Origin of the sequence: Microcoleus sp. F10-B2 (assembly GCF_036704965.1) — a bacterium.
Classification (GTDB): domain Bacteria; phylum Cyanobacteriota; class Cyanobacteriia; order Cyanobacteriales; family Microcoleaceae; genus Microcoleus.
In genome coordinates this window covers 16,416-38,604 of record NZ_JAUBTB010000049.1, presented here as the reverse complement: position 1 = coordinate 38,604, position 22,189 = coordinate 16,416, and the positions used below count along the sequence as shown (strand labels likewise).

The following is a 22,189-nucleotide window of genomic DNA, read 5'->3' as shown; positions in this document are numbered from 1 at the left end:
TACGTAGTTGGGCTTCAGCGCTCTTTGGGGGCTAAAGCCCAACTACGTACCTAAATGTAGATGAAATAGTGACCGCGATCGCAGAAATACCGCGATTAACATATATCATAAAGTGATTAGGCGATCGCAGCAAAAGTTTACCGAGCTTAGCTTTATTGGGTGGTGCTAGGCGCTATCACCCCCATCTGACTGCCAATTTATTTAAATAATTTAAGCCTTTTGGTTATGGTGTGCTATTAACTCCGCAACTCGGATGGGAACGGATCAAAAAACTCAAAAAAACTCAGTATTGCCCTATCTAAGGAAGAATAAAATGCTAGGTAATTTCCAAGATACTTGCATCCACCAGCTATTTGAGTTCCAAGTAGAGCGATCGCCTGACGCTATTGCGGTAATTTTTGAAGGGAAGCAGCTAACTTATCAGCAGTTAAACTCCCAAGCTAACCAGTTGGCGCATTATCTGAAGACTCTGGGTGTCGAACCAGAGGTATTGGTTGCAGCGTGTGTAGAGCGATCGCTAGAAATGGTTATAGGTCTATTAGGTATTCTCAAAGCTGGCGGAGCTTATGTACCACTAGATCCGAATTATCCCCAACATAGACTGGCATTCATGTTAGAACATTCCCAAACGCCAGTCTTACTTACACAACAGCATTTAGTCGATTCTCTTCCCGAACACCAAGCCCATGTTATCTGTTTAGATGGGAATTCAGAAATAGTCGATCGCTTCAGCAAAGAAAACCCTGAAACAGAGGTGAAAGGGGATAATTTAGCTTATGTAATATATACATCTGGCTCTACTGGTCAACCCAAGGGAGTAGCGATCGAGCATCGCGGTGCCGTTAACACGCTCCTTGATATTAACCAACGCTTTGAAGTCGAAGCAGGCGATCGCGTCTTAGCCGTATCTTCCCTCAGCTTCGACCTGTCAGTATATGACATTTTCGGTCTATTGGCTGCGGGAGGAACTGTTGTTATCCCCAAAGCGACCGCAACGCCAGACCCGTCTGACTGGCTCGATCTGATGATGCAAGAACGAGTCACCCTCTGGGACTCTGCACCGCCATTGATGCAGATGCTTGTGGATGATGCTGCTGCAAATAGCAAAACCCTACCATCATCTCTGCGATTAGTCCTTCTCAGCGGCGATTGGATACCCCCGACTTTGCCAGATCGAATCAAAGATTTGGTCATCTGTAGGGGCAGCGCCCCCGGGAGAGCCCCAAACCCTGACGGGGCGATCGCAGGGGGATTGCCCTTACAAGAAAATAAAACTATAGACCAACCTTCAAACCCTGCTGTCATCAGCTTAGGAGGTGCAACCGAGGCTTCCATCTGGTCTATCCTATATCCGATCGCCAAGGTTGACCCGGAATGGAAAAGCATTCCTTACGGTCGGGCCATGACCAACCAGCATTTCTACGTGCTGAACGAAGCAATGGAGTCATGTCAGGAGGGGGAACTGGGGCAACTCTACATCGGAGGTATCGGTTTAGCTAGGTGCTATTGGCGAGATCCCGAAAAAACTAGCCAGCGCTTCATTACTCATCCCCATACAGGCGATCGCCTATACTGTACTGGCGATCTCGGTCGCTATCTGCCCGATGGAAACATTGAATTTATCGGTCGCATCGACCACCAGGTAAAAATTCGCGGCTTCCGCATCGAACTGGGCGAAATTGAATCGGCACTCAGACAACATTCTGAAGTAGGAGATGCGGTTGTCATAGTTCGAGAGGATGTGCCTGGTAACAAACGCCTCGTCGCTTATGTAGTTGGAAAGCCTGCAAATTCTTCATCATCCGAGTCAGATTTAGATAGCTATAGCGAACTTCTTTCACAATGGCGATCGCTGTACGACAATACCTACAGTCAAACTCCTACCCATCAAAACCAAACCTTTAATATTATCGGTTGGAACAGTAGCTACACGGGTCAACCTATCCCAGAAAACGAAATGCGCTCTTGGGTAGAAAGTACCGTCGATCGCATTCTGCAATTGCAACCTCAATCTGTTCTAGAAATGGGTTGTGGCACGGGTTTATTACTGTCCCGAATTGCACCTCATTGCACTCAATATTTGGCTGCGGACTTCTCTCCACGAGCATTGCGCTATATCGAAGAGATGAAGAAATCAGTGCCGGGATTAGAAAATGTTACGCTTCTAGAAAGGTCGGCAGACAACTTTGAAGGCATAGAAGCAGATAGCCTCGATACGCTCGTCATTAACTCCGTAATTCAGCATTTCCCCAGCATTGACTATTTATTAAAAGTCTTAGAAGGGGCTGTAAATGCAGTCCGCAGCGGCGGCAACATTTTCTTGGGCGATTTGCGGAGTTTGCCATTACTGGAAGCTTATCATGCCTCCGTGCAATTACATCGGGCATCCCCAGAACTAGAGCGATCGCAATTACTTTCCATCGTGCGATCGATGATGGTACAAGAAGAAGAATTAGTCATCGACCCAGCTTTCTTTACGGCTTTAAAACAACATCTCCCAAAAATCCGTCATGTTGAAATTTTGCCCAAGCGTGGCATTCACCACAATGAATTAACTCGATTTCGCTACGATGTAGTTCTACATATAGGCGCACGAGTTCCGGTTACAAAAGATATTAAATGGTTAGACTGGGAACCCGATTGGACGATCGCATCTGTTCGTCAATTACTACAAACAAAATCTCCGGAAATTATCGGTTGGCGGCAAATCTCCAATGCACGTCTAGACACGGAAATCAAAACACTTCAATGGCTTAACAGTAACGAAGGGGTGGAAACTGTAGGAGAATGGCGTGACAGCTTACAAAAACAATCTCCCATTGGTATAAATCCAGAAGAACTTTGGTTATTAGCACGAGAATTAGATTGTCAAATCGATATTAGCTGGCTAGAAGCTAGTGCATCTGGCAATTACCATGCAGTTTTCAGACAACGTTCTACAACAGAAGGATCGGAAAACAATATAGTATTTACAGAAGAAAATACTATTAAAATTAAACATTGGTACGACTATGCCAATCGACCGTTACAGAGGAATGTTGCCCAAAAGTTAGTACCAAATCTCCGCAATTTTCTGCAAGGAAAGCTGCCTGATTATATGATGCCCGATCGCTTTGTCGTTTTGGAATCACTACCGCTGACCCCCAATGGCAAACTCGATCGCAAATCTCTACCAGCACCAGACATTGCCAGACCCGATTTGGCAGAGAATTACGTAGCGCCTCGCACCCCGATCGAGGAAATCTTAGCGGGAATTTGGGCAGAAGTTCTGGGATTAGAGCGAGTCGGTATTCGCGACAACTTCTTGGAATTGGGAGGTCACTCTCTGTTAGTTACGCAGATTGCAACTCGAATTCGAGACACCTTCCAGGTGGAATTACCGTTGCGTATCCTGTTTGAGTCTGGCACAGTAGCGGCTCTTGCTCGCAATCTGGAAATCGCCAGTCAAAAAGCTCCAATATCCCAGGCTTCCCCGATTCAACCCATTTCGCGGAATCAGGACTTGCCTCTATCCTTCAGCCAGCAACAACTGTGGTTCCTCTGCCAACTGGCTCCCGATACGCCCTTCTATAACGAACCGATGACCATTCGGTTGCCTGGTTCCGTCAACATTGCCGCACTGGAGCGCAGCATCAGCGAAATCATCAAGCGTCACGAAATTTTGCGAACCACCTTTGCTCTGGTAAATGGGCAGCCAGTGATGGTGATTCAAGATGCCTTTAATTTCACGTTGCCAGTGCTGAATCTTGGAGAATTTCCAGAGGCAGAACGGGAGACAGAAGCCTTGCGGCTGGCAACTTTGGAAGCGAAGCAGCCTTTTGATCTTGCTCAAGGGCCACTGCTGCGGGCTACTTTGATGCAGTTGGGCGAGGCGGATTACAGGTTGTTTCTGACCATACACCACATCGCGATCGATGCTGCTTCTATATACAGCGTGTTGTTGAAGGAACTTGTAGAACTCTACACCGCCTTTTCATTAGGCTTGCCATCGCCCCTCCCAGAACTGCCAATTCAGTTTGCGGACTTTGCCTTCTGGCAACGGCAATGGCTACAGGGAGAAGTGCTGGAAAACCAACTGAGATACTGGAAGCAGCAACTAGCCGATCTGCCAACACTGCAACTGCCTACAGACAGATCGCGATCGGCAATGCAAACCTTTCGGGGTGCAAGGGAATGTCTAGCGCTAACCCTGAGCTTAACCGAGAGGCTTAAGGCTCTGAGTCGTAGGGAGGGTGTCACCCTGTTTATGACTTTGATGGCAGCATTCCAAACCTTGCTCTACCGCTATACAGGTCAGACTGACATTCCTGTGGGTACTGTCGCCAGCATCCGCAACCGACAAGAGCTAGAGGGGATGATTGGTGACCTCCTCAACACTTTCGTAATGCGTACTGACCTTTCTGGCAACCCTAGTTTTGAGGAACTGCTGGTGAGGGTACGGGAGGTGGCATTAGGAGCTTATACTCACCAACAATTGCCTTTCCAAAAGCTAGTGGAAGAAATACAACCAGAGCGGAATCTGGGCCAGAACCCTCTATTTCAAGTCGCATTTGTCCTCGAACCCCCGCTTGCGGAAATGGATGGGTGGACAATTAGCTACTTAGATGTTGATACCGGGATGGCAAGGGTCGATCTATACCTTGAGCTCGATCAAAGGCCATCGGGCATCATTGGTCGCCTTGAGTACAACACCGATTTGTTTGATGCTGCGACCATTAGTAGAATGTTTGGGCATTTTCAAACCTTACTAGAAGGTATTGTTGCCAACCCAGAGCAAAAAATCTCTGAATTGCCCTTGTTAACTGAGTCCGAACGGCAGCAGTTGGAAGTGTGGAATAATACCCAAACCGATTATCCCAAAGATAAGTGTATCCATCAGTTGTTTGAAGAGCAGGTAGAGCGATCGCCCGATGCTATTGCATTAGTTTTTGAACATAAACAACTTACCTACCAAGAACTCAATCAAAGAGCTAATCAGCTAGCGCACCACCTGCGGAGTTTGGGTGTGGGTGCAGATGTACTGGTGGGGATCTGCATGGAGCGTTCTTTGGAGATGGTAGTAGCAATTTTGGGTGTTCTCAAAGCAGGTGGGGCTTATGTGCCGCTAGACCCGGCCTACCCACAAGAGCGCTTGGCCTTCATGCTAGAAGATGCCTCTGTATCAGTACTGCTGACTCAGGCACGGTTAGTAGAATCTCTTCCTAAACACCAAGCGCGTGTTGTCTGCCTGGATACAGATTGGGAACTGATTGCGCGACACAGCAAAGCAAACCCTGATTGCGGCATAACTTCTGACAAATTAGCTTACGTAATCTATACTTCAGGGTCTACAGGCCAGCCCAAAGGTGTCCTAGTGGAGCATTCTGGGCTAAGCAACTTGGCTACAGCACAGATCCAGATATTCAATGTGCAACCGGAGAGCCGCGTCCTCCAGTTCGCCTCTTTGAGCTTCGATGCCTCGATATGGGAAATTGTTATGGCTTTGGTGGCAGGAGCGACGCTAGTAATGGGAACGCGGGGTTCTCTGCTACCTGGAGCAACTCTAATTCAGCTATTGCGTGACTATGCGATCGCGACTGTTACGCTACCGCCATCAGTGCTAGCGGTACTGCCCGCGAGTGAACTACCAGCGTTGCGGACAATAATAGTCGCCGGAGAAGCCTGCTCCCCCGACCTCATAGCTAAATGGTCATCAGGTCGTCGCTTCTTTAATGCTTATGGGCCGACCGAATCCACCGTCTGTGCCACCATTGCCGAATGTACTGATAGTAAAGAGCCACCGCCCATCGGTCGGCCCATTGCCAACACGCAGGTCTATATTCTAGATGCCCAACTACAACCTGTCCCGATCGGCATTCCGGGAGAATTGTATATTGGCGGTGCTGGTTTAGCGCGGGGCTACCTCAACCGACCCGACCTAACAGCCGATCGCTTTATCCTCAACCCCTTTAGCCACGAACAAGGCGATCGCCTCTACAAAACAGGCGACTTAGCCCGCTACCTACCCGACGGCAATATCGAATTCCTCGGTCGCATCGACCAGCAGGTTAAAATTCGCGGCTTCCGCATCGAACTCGGCGAGATCGAAGCGGTATTGAGCCAACACCCGGATGTGCGAGAGTCTGTGGTTATCAAGCGGGAGGATGCGTCCGGCAACCAGCGCCTAGTAGCTTATATTGTTTCCAACCTCAGACCAGAACGTACTCCCTTCAAAAGTGAGTGTCTGGCAGAATTTGACGGGAACCCGGCAGTGAAACTTCGTACAGAAGACATCTCATTAGGTGGCGTCGGCATACTGGGCGTACCAGATAATTGTGGGCCCGGTCAAACCGTCCGCCTGCGCTTGCGTATGCCCGGTTCCGGTGAAGAGCGGTGGTTGGCGGGAACTGTAGCTTGGTGTCGGAGAAACCAAGCTGGGATTGAGTTGGCTCTGGGTGCGATCGAACAAAATCTTTTTCAACACAGCATAGAGTATCTTCTGGAAACTCAGGGTTTCTGGAAAGTTTTGCAACGCACAGCCGTCGGGAGTTTACGCAATGTTCTCAAGCAGAAGCTGCCCAACTATATGATGCCCTCCAACTTTGTGTTTTTGAATGCTTTGCCGCTGACACCCAACGGCAAAATAGACCGCAAGGCCCTGCCAGAGCCAGATACTTTTAACCCACAGTTGGATTATATTCCACCCCAGACTGAGAACGAAGATGCGATCGCTACAGCTTGGGAACAAGTATTACACCCAGAAAAAGTTGGTGTCGATGATAATTTATTGGACATCGAACTGGGCGATATCGAGGCGATATTGAGCCAACACCCGGATGTACGAGAGTCTGTAGTTATGAAGCGGGAAGATACGTCCGGCAACCAGCGCCTAGTAGCTTATATTGTTTCCAACCTCAGACCAGAACGTACTCCCTTCAGCAGTGAATGTCTGGCAGAATTTGACGGTCATCCAGCGGTGGAACTTCGCACGGAAGACATTTCCATCGGTGGCGTGGGCTTAGTGGATGTGCCTGATACTTGTGGGGCCGGTCAAACCGTCCGCCTGCGCTTGCGTATGCCCGGTTCCGGTGAAGAGCGGTGGTTGGCGGGAAGTGTGGCTTGGTGTCGGGGAAACCAAGCAGGGATTGAGTTGGCTTTGGGTGCGATCGAACAAGATATTTTTCAACACAGCATAGCGCATCTTCTGGAAACTCAGGGTTTCTGGAAAGTTTTGCAACGCACAGCGGTGAGGAGTTTGCGCAATGTTCTCAAGCAGAAGCTGCCCAACTATATGATGCCCTCCAGCTTTGTGTTCTTGAATGCTTTGCCGCTGATATCTAATGGTAAAGTTGACTCTCTGGCGCTACCAGTTCCAGATGCTTTTAACATAGAGTTAGAAACAACTTATGTTGCACCGCAGACGGATATCGAGCAAGCGATCGCAACTGTTTGGCAACAAGTATTACACTTAGAAAAAGTAGGTGTCGATGATAATTTCTTCGATTTAGGCGGTCATTCATTACTGATGGCTCAGGCTCATAGTAAACTCAGAGAAGTGGTGGACAGAGATGTTTCAATGATTGAGATGTTTAAATATCCAACCATCAGCTCTTTGGCACAATATTTAAGTGAGGAGCCAGAGGAAAAATTCTCTGTTGGGCCAATTCGCGAAAGTCCTGCGGACAGGCTGCGCCAACGCATCAATAAACAAAAAGACGCAATCAATCGCCAAAAGCAAAAACAGCGCTTGCAAGGAAAGAATAAAAATGGATAACTCTGAAACTACCAACTCTATAGAAGGTATCGCTATCATCGGCATGGCAGGTCGCTTTCCCGGTGCTAAAAATGTTGATGAGTTTTGGGAAAATCTACGCGATGGTGTAGAATCTATTTCTTTCTTCTCTGAACGAGAACTAGAATCTTTCGGTATTGACGAGTCAGTGGTGCGTGACCCGCGCTATGTAAAAGCAAGAGCCGTACTAGAAGATATTGAGTTATTTGATGCTTCATTCTTTGGGTTTAATCCTAGAGAAGCTGAAATTACAGATCCGCAACACCGCTTTTTCTTGGAGTCGGCTTGGCAGGCTCTAGAAAGTTCTGGCTATAACTCGGAAACTTACGAAGGTTCGATTGGGGTTTACGCAGGTGCAGGAAGTTACAATACTTATTTATTGAACAACCTTTATCCCAACCGCAAGCTCAGAGAATCAGTTGGAGATTTCCAACTTACGATCGCCAATGAGAAAGATTTCCTGTCAACTCGCGTTTCTTACAAATTAAATTTTAAAGGGCCGAGTGTTACTGTCCAAACCGCCTGTTCTACTTCATTGGTTGCTATTAGCATGGCTTGTCAAAGTTTGCTAAATTACCAATGCGATATGGCTTTGGCTGGTGGCGTTTCTATTGGCGTTAACCAAAAGACAGGATATTTTTATCAAGAGGGAATGATTCTTTCACCCGACGGACACTGTAGAGCCTTTGATGCTAGGGCACAGGGAACTGTGAACGGTAGCGGTGTAGGAATTGTGGTTTTGAAAAGATTAGAGGAGGCGATCGCAGACGGAGATTATATTCATGCGGTGATTAAAGGTTCTGCGCTCAATAATGATGGTGCTTTCAAAATTGGCTACACAGCTCCCAGTATAGATGGTCAGGCGCAGGCGATCGCAGATGCTCTGGCGATCGCAGAAATTCCCCCTGAAACCGTCAGCTATATAGAAACTCACGGAACCGGAACACCCTTGGGAGATCCGATCGAAATTGCTGCGCTGACGCAAGCTTTCTCACTCGAAACTAAGAAAAAAGGCTTTTGTGCGATCGGTTCGGCAAAAACCAATATCGGACATTTGGATACTGCTGCTGGTGTCACGGGGTTAATCAAAACTGTCCAGGCTCTCAAACACCAATTAATACCACCTAGCTTGCATTTTGAACAAGCTAATCCCAAGATTGATTTTGCCAACAGTCCCTTTTACGTTAATACTAAACTTTCCGAATGGAAAGCAGGTAAAACGCCGCGCCGTGCTGGAGTTAGTTCCTTTGGCATCGGTGGAACTAATGCTCATGTGGTACTAGAAGAAGCGCCTACTGTAGAAAAATCTGGAGAATCCCGACCCTCGCAACTGTTGGTTTTATCGGCAAAAACTAGCACGGCACTTGATTGTGCAGCGGTAAATTTGAGCGAATATTTAAAGCAGCATCCCGATGAAAATCTTGCTGATGTTGCTTATACGCTTCAAATTGGTAGAAGAGCTTTCAGCCATCGACGGATAGTAGTTTGTAATGACATAAAAGAAGGTGTTATTGCCCTCGACACTCTCGATGCAAAACGAGTTTTTACTAGCTTCCAAGAGTCCAAAAATCGACCTGTCGTATTTATGTTTTCAGGACAGGGTTCGCAGTACATCAATATGAGCTTGGAACTCTACCAAGTTGAACCAACATTTCGCGAACAGATCGATCTATGTTCGGAAATTCTTAAACCTCACTTGGGAATCGATCTGCGCGACGTACTTTATCCAACTGAAGCACAAGCAGAAGCAGCTACAAACCAACTAAAACAGACCGCGATTACACAGCCAGCACTATTTGCGATCGAGTACGCTTTAGCTAAATTGTGGATGTCTTGGGGAGTGCATCCCAAAGCGATGATCGGTCATAGCATTGGTGAATATGTAGCAGCTTGTTTGGCTGGTGTTTTTTCCTTGGAAGATGGCTTATCTTTGGTAGCTGCACGAGGTAAATTAATGCAACAACTGCCGAGTGGTTCCATGCTTGCAGTTCCACTGCCAGAACAGCAAATACAACCATTTTTGGGCGAGAAACTTGATTTAGCTGTGATTAACGGAGCATCTATGAGCGTGGTTTCAGGTGCTACTGATGCCGTAGATGAATTGGCACAGAAACTGCTCGCAAAAGGTGTAGAGTGTCGCCGGTTGCACACTTCTCATGCCTTCCATTCACAGATGATGGAGCCAATTTTAGAACCATTCACCGAACAGGTTAAAAAAGTTAAGCTGAACTCGCCTAAAATTCCCTACGTTTCCAATGTCACTGGTAATTGGATTACAGCGACAGAGGCGACAAATCCGAGTTATTATGCTCAACATCTGCGGCAAACAGTACGCTTTGCAGATGGGTTACAACAGCTATTGAAAGACCAAAATCAAATATTGCTCGAAGTGGGGCCAGGACGGACGTTGAACACGCTAGCAAAACAGCATCCTAATAAGAGGGCTGAGCAAATTGTACTTTCTTCATTGCGCCATCCACAAGACCAAAATTCAGATGTAGCTTTCTTACTTACTACATTGGGTAAACTCTGGTTAGGAGGAGTACAAATAGATTGGTCTAAATTTTATGCTGATGAGCAGCGTTATCGTCTCCCACTGCCAACCTATCCGTTTGAGCGCCAACGTTACTGGATTGAAGCACCGGGAATTGAGCAACCAATTAAAATTGCATCTTTACCAGATGAAAATTCTCCAAAACTAGATTCAACACTACTTCATTCTAGACCAAATTTACACAGTACCTATGTTGCTCCTAGAGATGAAATTGAGCAAACTATTGCTAGGATATGGCAAAATTTTCTCGGGATCGAGCAAGTAGGAATTAATGATGACTTTTTTGATTTAGGCGGAGATTCATTATTAGCAGTTCAACTAATAACTAAATTAAACGAAACACTGCTAAAAGTCTTGTCTCCCCATAGCCTATTGCAATCATCGACTATTGCAGCTTTGGCTGCATTAATTAAAGACAATCCCGACTTATCTGATAATACTAACCAGCCACTCCAGCCAGCTTGTGAATCTTTGTTAGTAGAAATTCAGCGCGGGAGTTTTAAACAACCTTTGTTCTTAGTTCATCCGGTAGGCGGTCACGTTTACATTTATCGGGACTTAGCGCGTTATCTAGGTTCCGATCAGCCTATTTTTGGAATACAAGCGCACGTCTCAGATGGGGAAAGTGAGTCTTTTACTAAAGTTGAGGAAATGGCTGCTCGGTATATTGAAGCAGTGCGGGTAAAACAACCAGAAGGCCCCTATTTTTTGGGTGGTTCTTCCTTTGGAGGCACTGTTGCTTTTGAGATGGCACAGCAACTCAATGCCCAAGGTGAAAAGATAGCGCTGCTAACTTTAATAGATACTCCTGGCCCCGATCAAATGCCCGTTTTAGCAACGGAAGATGATACAGCAATTTTGGTATATTTGCTAGGTGTTGGGTTCAATCTGTCTCTTTCTATGGAGGTTCTTCAAAAACTGGAACCAGAGGAGCAACTTCTCTACTTTTTGGAGCAAGTAAAGATTGCTAATAGGGTAGTTCCTCCAGATTTTGGAGTACCTCAGATTCGCCAGTTTCTTCATCTGTTTAAAGTACACGCCCAAGCGATGCGAAATTATATACCCCAAAATTATCCGGGTCGAATCATCTTTTTCCGTGCTAACGAACAAAATGAAGTTAATCATAACAATCCAGAATTACCTTGGATTGAGGTTGCTAGTGGAGGTGTAGAGGTTCAAGAAGTGCCGGGAAATCATATTACTATGAATTATCCCCCTCATGTTCAGGTTATGGCTGAACAACTTAGAGTATACATTGATGAGGCAAGGCAGCTAATTTAGATGAGAGAGGTACTTGGGAGCATCTCATATTTGTAAAAACACTTCTTCTGGCTCCTTCCTTCTTCCTCTTTCCTCCTGCCTCCTGCCCCGCAGCCTCGGGCCTTAAAACTCCAATTTCTAGCTTAACTGCTTTCATTGAGATGCTCCCGAGGTACTTTGTGGCGCTTGGGCGCACTTTTGACCTAACAGTTTTTTTGTTGAGTCAGTCTTGCTAAATGTGGAGACGACAGTAATCTCTATATTTCTGGATACGGCCTCTTTAATTCTTAAATAGATAACTTTCAAAGGAATTCCCATGACTTTATACGCAGATAATACCGAATACGAAGGTGAAAGCTCATCCTCAGTGCTACTAGAAATGATGTATGGATATCAAAAATCTCAGGCACTTTTTGTGGCAGCTAAACTGGGAATTGCAGATATTTTGAGTAACGGCTCTAAGACTGCTGATGAACTTGCACAAGCTACTGGTGTAAATTCTAGGAGTATTTATCACTTGATGCGTATGCTGAGCAGCGTTGGTGTGTTTTCTACAGAAAATAATGACAAATTTCAATTAAATCCTATGGGTAAACACTTGTTGACTGGTACTTCTGATTCTTTACGGGGTACAGTTATGGCGATGGGTGATGAGATTTATCAGGCGTGGGGCAATTTACTATACGGTATAAAGACGGGAAAAACTGCATTTAATCATACTTTTAATAGGGATTTTTATAGTTATTTAAAGCAAGATTCGGAGGCGAGTGTAAATTTTAATGAGTGGATGAAGGAGACGACAAGAGAGTGGCTGCTTCCGGTTCTTGAAGCTTATGATTTTTCAGAAGTTAAGACACTTGTGGATGTGGGAGGGGGCATTGGAACTCTAACGGCTGTTATTTTGAATGCGAATCCTAAGATGCAAGCTATTTTGTTCGATCGCGAAGATGTTGTTGTTGGTGCTGATCGGGTTTTGGAAGGGGCGGGAGTTGCCGATAGGTGTCAAATAGTTGGAGGAAACTTTTTTGATTCGGTTCTTCCTCAGGGCGGCGATCTTTACTTAATTTCTCGCGTCCTCCTTAATTGGGATGATTCGGATGCTATTAAAATTCTTAGTAACTGTTATCAAGCTATGACTGTTAAAGACAAGCTGGTGGTTGTTGATTTTATGTTGCCTCAAGGTAAAATGTCGCCCTTTATTGGTTTGGGGAGTCTAAATTTGTTCATTCTGGGTGGTACTTTTATGCGTACAGAGGATGAATTTTATAATTTACTTTCATCGGCGGGATTTACTGTGACTAATACGATCAAAACAACGGGGCCAGTAAGTGCGATCGAGGCGAAACCTGCTTGACATTACCAGGTCTAAACGGAACTTCCCCCCTTTGGGGTGGAGGGAAGTTCCGACCGAGAGCGTACAAGCTAAGTAATTGGACAGAATTAATTACACAGCATTGGTGACAAGTTAAGACTTAATTGCATTTGTCAATCAGTAATATTACTCAAAAAAACTGCTTTTTTAGGAGTGGAAAATTCACGATTCGAGAGGGAGTAGGTATAAATATCACCCTCGGCAAGATCGCACGATCGCCCAAATCTCAGTTTTGAGCCCAAAATCCGAGTAAATCTCGAGCATAATTGCTGATTGACAAATGCTTTTTTAGCTTAACTTGTTACCAATGATTGGGTAGCTTGATTTAACAGTTCGTTATCGCTATTTTTTTAAGGGTAGGGTAATCGCAAACTCTGTGCCTTCTCCCATTACAGAATTTACCTTGATTGTACCGCCGTGTTTCTCAACTACAATCTGACGAGCGATAGCCAATCCCAATCCCGTGCCTTTTCCCACTATTTTGGTCGTAAATAAATGATCGAAAATCTTGCTTTTTATCTCATCTGATATCCCAGAACCGTTGTCTTTGATCCGAATCGTCGCCAGCTCATTAGAGTTCATTTCTGTCGAAATTGTGATACAATTTGGTTGAGATTTTAGGGACTCCAAAGTTCGATTCCGATTTGATTCTTCCAGAGCATCAATGGCATTAGCCAAAATATTCATAAACACCTGATTTAATTGTCCGGGGAAGCATTCAATTGATGGCAAATTCCCGTACTTTTTCACCACTTCAATAGCTGGACGCTGTTCGTTCGCTTTCAATCGGTGTTTGAGAATCAAAAGCGTACTGTCAATGCCCTCATGAATGTTGAAAGGAACTTTATAATCTTTGTCTGCTCTGGAAAAGGTACGAAGGCTGGTGCTGATACCTTGGATGCGATCGCACCCGACTTGCATAGAATGCAACATCTTGGGTAAATCTTCTACGAGATATTCGATGTCAAATTCTTCTGCTATTTGCTCGATTTCATCTCCTGGATTGGGAAATTTTTCTTGGTAGACTTGCAGGTATTTGGTAATATCTTTAACGGCGGATATCGCTTCATTAATATTGCCAGAGATAAAACCGACTGGATTATTAATTTCGTGGGCTACCCCCGCTACTAAATTGCCCAAGGCAGACATTTTTTCACTCTGTACTAATTGCAGTTGTGATTGTTCCACCTGGTAAGCGTAGTCCTGCGCTTGCTGATACAATCGCGCATTTTCTAAGGAAATGGCAGCCTGAGTGCAGAGGAATTTGAGGACGAGGAGGCGATCGCTCGTAAACACTCCTTTCGTCGATCGATGTTCCAGATAAAGTATCGCAACTAAGTTCCCCCGATCGAGAATGGGACTACATAGCATACTTTGAGACTCATACTGGAGCGTACAGTCATTCATTAAACCCGGAATATCAGTTTTGCCACCTTCAATAACGACAGTTTCCAGAGTATTTTTGACATAATAAATCAGCTTGAGCGGAATCCCCACAGAGTTATCCAGAGGTTGGCTTTGCAGCAGAGTTGTGGGTAGCTGATTATCGGAATTGATGTGAGTTATTGCCCGGATGTGCCATTCCTTCTGATGGGGAAGTAGCAAAGCACAAGTTTCTGCCCCAGAAGTTTTCAAAATAATTTGGTTGAGAGTGTCGAGCAATTCATCAAGCTGAATTTTACTGGATAAAGCTTGAGCAGCTTGCACAATAGAGGCGAAATCAAGGGCATCGGAAATACTCGTGCTGCTGGTGCTGGAAGTGTGTGAAGACTGGGTAATCGTTCCCAGTGTCTCTAGAGGATTAAAGCGAAGTTTGGGCTGATTCAGGATGGGCCCAAGTAATTGGGGATAGCGTTGTTCTAGGTCTTCTATTTTGGCTTTAGCTCCCCAACGGGCATAACAGTAATATGCTTCCTGCATATAGCTGGCTGCAACTTTTTCTTTGCACCAGTCAAGGTAGAACTTGGCAGCTAATTCGTTGGCTAACCCTTCCTCTTGGATATAACCGTTTTCTTTGGCTCCTTTAACTGCTAGATCGTAAAATTCTAGAGCTTCTGTTTTGCAATTGAGCAGTTGATGCTTTTGAGCTTCAACTAAATGATATTTGTGCAAGTAATTCATGGGGCCATAATCTGCCCAGTCTTTTAGCTTGGCTTGATTTTCTTGCATTCGCTGCCATCGCGGTTCTGACTCCGACATCGATTCCGGCGGAGTCGCTAGCACATTGAGAGAATCATAGAAGTAGAAGATAGGTTCAACGATACTTCCCATCCCTCCGGCTAAATAATGTCGCGTTTGAGCGGCATCGTGTTCTGCTTTAGCAAAGTCTTCCAGCCAGTAATTCAAAGTGAAGCGATACAGGTAAAAGAAGGATAGTCGGTAAAAATCGACTTTGGCCTGGGCCAGGACTTGTTCTTCATAGGCATCCTGGCGTAAGGGAATTTCGTCCTCTGACTGACCCAAGAGAATTTGAGCCGCCTGCCAGTACGCCAACACACAGTTTGCTGCTGTGACTTGGTGGAGGTCGCACAACTGTTGGTAATAGGCGCGAATTTGCGGTTCGAGTTCAGCGAGCGGTTGACCGTACCAATAAGCATTGAAGCAGTACAACTGGGCGTCGTAGCCCATAAATTCTAGATTGCCTGTTTCTAATCCAGCTTGATAGCCATCGAGAAGAATGGGCAGCGTGTCTTGCAGATGGATCGTCCAAGAACCCACATACGCCCCCATTAACATGGCGGTTGCGGCTCGAATGTTTTTGGCATCGGGTTCTAAGGCAAGTTGGTATCCCAACTGCCCAAACTGAGGCACCAGTGTCATATCGCCCCACAGCATCCTCAGTTGAAAGGCGTAACCCACGTAGCAAAAAGCTGAAACCGGACTATTGCCAAATTGAATAGACAACTTGGCCTGGAGGGCCACGACCAGGAAATAGAGCTTTGTGCCTGACATATAACAGACGGGTGTCAGCCGAGCCGCATTTTGCATAATGGCTAATTGCTGAGGATCGGTCATTTTCGGCAGATGAAGGAATGACTCAATAGAGCGACCCTCAATTAAGGCATCAATTTCTTGCTTCAACTGCCGAATATCGTCTAGGGTTGGTTCATCTGGTAGGTTTACGCCCAACATTTGGAAGACTGATTGACCGATCGCGATCGCTTCTAAAAATTGATTGTGGGCGACTAATGCCTGAATTTTAACTTGATAAACTTGCACCTGTTCTAAAGGTGTTTTCGCATGATGAATCACCGCTTCAATCCACTGGTTCATCTGATCAAAATCGCCGGCTAGAAACGCCACCTCGGCAGCCAAGTCGTGCAGAGATAGGGTCATTTCGTACTGCCGTTGCCAAGCGTCTGTTCCCAACAGTTTCAGACCCACTTTGGCATATTCGCGTGCGGCTTGATATGCGGTGGCGGCTCTGGCTTTGTGGCAAGCAGTGAGGTTGAGTTGGGCGAGTTCGTCCCGTTCCTGTTCTTGTACAACCAGTGTGGTTCCGTAGTTCAACTGATTGACTAATTCAAAAATGCGTTCTTCTCTGGCTTCTGATGAAATTTGTTGCAGCAGCAGTTGCCCGATTTGATAATGAGCGATCGCGCGTTCTGCTTCTGGAATCAAAGAATAAGCGGCTTGCTGGACGCGATCGTGCAAGAAGCGATAGGCAACCGTTTGAGAAGTAGATTGAGAAATACTTTCTACTCCCAGATAAAATTTATAAACTTCACTCTGAGGTAAAACAAAACCTTCCTGTAAAGTTTTCCACAATGCGGTTGCCGTTTCAGTCTCCGAAATTTGCGAAACAATTGCTAATGTTGTCAGATCGAACTGATTGCCAATGCAAGCGGCTAATTTTAAAACTGACTGAGTTTCAACGGGCAATTTCTGTAACTGCTGCGCCATAAATTCAACGACATCATCCGTCAGTGCTGCTTCTGTAACCTTGCTAATATCGCACTGCCAATAGCCAGCTTTGATATCGAAATTAATCAATTCATCTTGATGCAATGCCTTGAGAAACTGCGTCGCAAAAAATGGATTTCCTTTGGTCTTTCTCGCCACTAATTCTGTCAGCGGTTCCGCCAATTTCGGAGAACAATTTAGCGTGTCTGCCACCAATTTATTCAAACTGGTTCGATCCAGCGGTGCAAGTATGATGGTATTAACAACGGCCCCTATTTTAGTTACTTCATCTAGGGTTAACATCAAGGGATGGGCAGCGGAAACTTCATTGTCTCGATAGGCTCCAATTAGTAGCAAGTGACTGGACTGCGACTCACCTACGAGCAACTGCATCAACTTTAAAGATGCTGAATCGGCCCACTGCAAATCATCCAAAAACATCACTAAGGGATGCTCTTTGGTGGTGAAGACAGAAATAAATTTTTGGAATAGTAAATTAAACCGATTTTGAGCCGCAACACCTGATAATTCTGGGGCAGGAGGTTGTTGTCCGAGAATCCATTCCAGTTCGGGAATTACTTCAATAATGACTTGTCCGCTGTCACCGAGTGCTGCTAAAATTTTGGTTTTCCATGCTTGAATTTGGACATCGCTTTCACTGAGCAATTGTGTCATTAAATCGCGGAATGCTTGCACAAATGCCGAAAAGGGAATGTTGCGATTGAACTGGTCAAATTTACCTTTAATGAAATAGCCGTGCTGTCGGACAATGGGTTTGTGAACTTCATTGACCACAACGGTTTTTCCTATGCCGGAAAAGCCTGCAACGAGCATCATTTCGCTGTTCCCTTGTGCTACTCGTTCAAAGGCTTCTAAAAGTTGCTGTATTTCTCGTTCTCGACCGTAGAGTTTTTCGGGAATCAGGAAGCGATCGCATACATCCCGCGTTCCTAACTCAAAAGTTTCAATTTTTCCAGTTTCTTGGCACTGCTGCAAACACAGTTCTAAGTCATGCTTCAATCCCCAGGCACTTTGATAGCGCTGTTCGGCATTCTTTGCCATCAGCTTCATCACCAGATCCGAAACCACCTGCGGGATTTCTTGGCTGTTTATTGAAGGAGGTTGTTTGGCAATATGGCAGTGAATCAACTCCATCGGGTCGTCACATTCAAATGGCAGTTTTCCTGTCAGCAGTTCATACAAAGTAACTCCCAGAGAATAAAAGTCAGTGCGGTAGTCGATGCCTCGGTTCATTCGTCCGGTTTGTTCGGGAGAAATATAGGCGAGGGTTCCTTCTAAAACGTTGGGATTTTGAATTTCTTGAGTTTCTCTCGGAAGTAGGGAGGCGATGCTAAAGTCAATCAGTTTGACTTGTTTGGTTTTGGGATGAATCAGGACGTTAGCTGGCTTAATATCTTTGTGGATGACTCGGTTTTGGTAGAGTCCGTCAAGGATGTCTGTTATTTGAATGGCGATCGTCAATATTTCTACCAGAGTCAGTGTAGGTACTTCACCGAGCACTCTTTGGCATCGTTCTTGGGCGTAGTCTCGGAGGGAAATACCGCCAAAATCCTCCATCACCAGGGCATAGCTGTTGCGGTAAAATTCTAAACTAAAGGGGGCAACGACTCCAGGCACACTCAGATTTTTGGCAATGGTGTACTGGTTGCGAAATTGCAGCAGTTCGTTGAAGCTGGGATAATCTCGATTTAATAGTTTAATGACAACCGGAAGCTGATCTGTTTCTCGGATGGCTCGATAAACTAGGGTTCTCGAACCACAATATAATTCCTCAACCAGATGATATCCCGAAACTTGGTTCGTCAAATCCACTGCTGCACTCATCTGGATTACTCCATCTCAGACATTGACTTCTGTAGCTAAGTATACACTTTTATTTGTCGAGTAGGAGTCGGATAGAAATGCGATCGCCCCAAGCAGGCAGACTCTACCGCTTCTATTCGTTTTAACTTTTGAGTAGAAGCATCGCCATCCATTGAGATCGTCTTATCCTTTTATCGGCAAAAATATCGCAAATTCAGTGCCTCGATCGAGGACAGAATTGACCTCGATCGAGGCACTATATTTTTCCATCACAGTCTGACTTATCAAGCCCAATTAGTCGGGAGCGCTGTCGTCCTATAGCAATCCTAACCGACTGAGCCTGCATCTGCCAGTCGAAGCGCGGATACTCTCATCTGTTAATAACGGTGTGTCAATTTGCTAATAAATCCAGAAATTAGACCAGCGAATTTCTTGGATCTCAGGCGTGTTTATAACCTTGCATAAACATCTTAGGAATGAGAATTAAATAACTTACACTCTTGAAAGTGGGGTGGGATGGGCGTCCCGCCCTTTTTTGGACGGGCGGGACGCCCATCCCACCATAACAATTAAAATTGTAAGTTATTTAATTCGCGATCCTTAACAACCACCGCTCGTTTCAACTCACGGGTATCGAGATTCGACTGCATAAACTCATTCAACGGATTTAGCATACGCAGGGGCTGACGCCTGATTTCTCACCCCTCTAACTTGTCATAAGCTGTCGCGCATTTAAATTGTATATTCTGGGCGGGCGGGACGCCCACCCCACAAGACGGGGAATTGTTTTTTAACAGACAATTTAAATGTAGAACAGCTTATCTAGCTTGGGATTGCTATATATCCGATCGATTTGTTGGTTGGCTCCCAAATAATCGCGACATATTTGCTTCACAGATAGCAGGTTCGATGCTTTATTTGAGTTTGAAATTTGTTTAAGTCCCGATAACCACTTTGTAGCAATTTCCAGAGAGCGAATACTCGTATAGTTTCATGATGAGTATTTTTTTATACCGCATAGAAAAGAGATCGCGCAGAGTTAAGAAAGAAACAAAAGTTCACAAATTATTCTTGTAGCATTTGGGGGTAAGAGCAGCATTGCTACCTTCAGAAGTAATATGGGTAAGGTGTACCGCAGAGAACCCTAAATTTATCCCTCTTGGAGACTCCATGAAATTCTACTGGAAAATTCCTCCCTTAAATGCCGAAACTATCGGCTTAATTTACGGTTTTTGGGGCGTAGTTGGATTCAGCTTGACACTACCAGCAACTAGAGTCGCTGTGATAGATTTAGACCCTGTTTTTGTAGGTTTGGGACGCGGGTTAGTAGCAGCTATACTAGCAGCAGCTACTCTGCGATTCACACATCAACCCATTCCCTCAAAACAGCAATTGGGAAGTTTATTAGTTGTCGGATTGGGAGTGGTTGTCGGATTTCCGGTACTATCGGCTTGGGCAATGCAGCAAGTACCTGCTGCACACGGTGCTGTGGTGTTAGGATTGTTGCCTTTAGCAACAGCAATAGCGGGGGTTTTGCGAGCGGGCGAGCGGCCTGATTTCACTTTTTGGATGGCTAGCATTTTCGGTAGCACAACGGTTGTCTGTTTTGGAATTATTAGCGGTGCGGGACACCTTCAGCCCGCAGATTTAGCTTTGTTTGGAGCTGTAATTGCTGCGGCTGTTGCTTATGCTGAAGGTGGGCGATTAGCTAAGGTTTTAGGTGGATGGCAAGTTATCAGTTGGGCGTTGGTGATTATCGCTCCTTTCGAGGTTTTGCCAACAATATTTGTGGTTTTAAAAGAAGGGTTGATAGCTGCACCTATCGCCTGGTTGGGTTTTGCATATGTGAGTTTAATCAGTCAATTCATAGCCTTTTTTGCCTGGTATCAGGGAATGGCAGTTGGCGGAGTTGCTCGGGTAGGGCAAATTCAGTTATTGCAACCCTTTTTGACTATCCTAGGCTCGGCAATTTTGCTTGGTGAAACTGTGGATCCGATCGCCATTGGAACAGCCTGTTTAGTTGTGGCCAGCGTAGCAGCAGGTAAAAAAGCATCAATTAAACGGACAGAGGACTTGTGAGGCGATCGATATTTTAATTTTACTTTGAACAGCTTAGAATCTCGCACAATTTAGTTAAATTTAGTAAAACTAACACTTATTTACCAGGTTTTTGACAAAATTGCTCGAAACCCGCAACTTCTGCCAAAGTATACAGGGGTCTGCCCTTCACCTCCTCGTAAATCCGCCCCACATACTGACCCAAAATCCCAATACTGACCAACTGCACCGCGCCCAAAAAGAAAATCGCCATCATCACAATTGTCAAACCAGTTAATGCCGAACCCGGAGAGAAAAGACGCCAATACAAAACCAAAAAAGCCATTAACACAGATACAAATGCAGCAAATAAACCTAGATAAATAGAAAGTCTCAGGGGAACCTTTGAAAAAGATACTAACCCATTCATCGCCAAAGCCAAAGATTTGCTGAACGTATACTTAACATCGCCAGCAAAACGGGCATCTCGTTCAAACTTAACTGCCGTTTGTTTAAAACCAATCCAAGCCCGCAGTCCCCGAATGTAGCGGTTGCGTTCAGGCATCGCATTGAGCACTTCCACCACGCACCTATCCATCAAACAAAAATCCCCGGTATCTATGGGAATATCAACATCAGCAAGATGGCGCAAAATACGATAATACATATAAGCTGGCAACCGCTTAAACCAACTTTCTTGACGGCGTTGAGTGCGCTGAGCGTAAACAACTTGATAGCCCTGCCGCCACTGTTCAACCATATCTATAATTAGCTCTGGCGGGTCTTGCAAATCGCCGTCCATGATGACTACAACTTGACCGCGAGAAAAGTTTAAACCAGCAGTTACAGCTATTTGGTGACCGAAATTCCGGGCTAAGCTGAGGTAAGAAATTCGCGAGTCTTTTTCGTGCAATTCTCGCAAAAGTTCGAGAGAGCGATCGCGGCTGCCGTCGTTGATTAAAATTAATTCTACTGGGCCGTCCATTCGCTCCATCACTGCACTAATTCGCCGATAAAGTTCAGCTAGATTTTCTTCTTCGTTATAGATGGGAATTACCAAGGAATACTTAGGTGTATAGTTCATAGCATTTTCTTTTAGGAAATCTGGTTTTTAAATGTTAATTTAAATATACATTCCTGGACGCACGCTAACAAAAAAAACCAGTTTATTGTTGTCAAATTCGAGCCTGTATGACCAAATTACATAAATCTACCTGGTTTTTGCCTCCATAAATGTATATCAAAAGCTGATTTTTGTCAGACACGCTGGCGGCTTAAAAGGATATATTCAACGCGGTATTTCGCTATTACACTAGATAAAATACTCCGATAAAATAGCAGTATACCAACACTTATCTATTTTCTTAAATAACCCAAAAAAACGTCTACTACTGACGGAAGCACGGCGAAAAAATATGTTATCATAGCTGTTGAGTCGGAATCTAAAAATTACAATCATAACCCATCA

6 protein-coding genes are annotated in these 22,189 nt (G+C 45.2%); 4 read left to right on the top strand and 2 right to left on the bottom strand.

Annotation, left to right across the window (positions count from 1 at the left end; translation table 11 throughout):
* Nucleotides 1–313 precede the first annotated feature (313 nt).
* From QUA99_RS19410 to QUA99_RS19400, 3 genes are all read left to right on the top strand, one after another.
* On the top strand, nt 314–7,753 hold the full coding sequence (locus tag QUA99_RS19410) for an amino acid adenylation domain-containing protein (protein ID WP_333239869.1): 7,440 nt from the start codon (nt 314–316) through the stop codon (nt 7,751–7,753).
* The gene (locus QUA99_RS19405; protein ID WP_333239871.1) at nt 7,746–11,606 is read left to right on the top strand and encodes a beta-ketoacyl synthase N-terminal-like domain-containing protein; all 3,861 of its coding nucleotides are present in this window, start codon (nt 7,746–7,748) and stop codon (nt 11,604–11,606) included. Before QUA99_RS19410 ends, QUA99_RS19405 begins: the two co-directional genes overlap by 8 nt.
* A gap of 295 nt (nt 11,607–11,901) precedes the next feature.
* Nucleotides 11,902–12,939, top strand: a complete 1,038-nt coding sequence (locus QUA99_RS19400) for a methyltransferase (RefSeq protein ID WP_333239873.1) — start codon at nt 11,902–11,904, stop codon at nt 12,937–12,939.
* Nucleotides 12,940–13,299: 360 nt separating this feature from the next.
* On the opposite strand, the gene QUA99_RS19395 is transcribed toward QUA99_RS19400, so the two are convergent.
* A complete protein-coding gene (locus QUA99_RS19395) occupies nt 13,300–18,705 on the bottom strand; it encodes an AAA family ATPase (protein ID WP_333239875.1) in 5,406 nt (1,801 codons plus the stop codon).
* Nucleotides 18,706–19,854: 1,149 nt separating this feature from the next.
* On the opposite strand from QUA99_RS19395, the gene QUA99_RS19390 reads away from it, so the two are divergent.
* The gene (locus tag QUA99_RS19390; RefSeq protein ID WP_333239877.1) at nt 19,855–20,763 is read left to right on the top strand and encodes a DMT family transporter; all 909 of its coding nucleotides are present in this window, start codon (nt 19,855–19,857) and stop codon (nt 20,761–20,763) included.
* Nucleotides 20,764–20,839: 76 nt separating this feature from the next.
* Here the strand turns inward: QUA99_RS19390 and QUA99_RS19385 are convergent, their stop codons facing one another.
* Nucleotides 20,840–21,805 (bottom strand): glycosyltransferase family 2 protein, encoded by a 966-nt coding sequence (locus tag QUA99_RS19385; RefSeq protein ID WP_333239879.1) that lies wholly within the window; start codon nt 21,803–21,805, stop codon nt 20,840–20,842.
* Between the last annotated feature and the right edge of the window lie 384 nt (nt 21,806–22,189).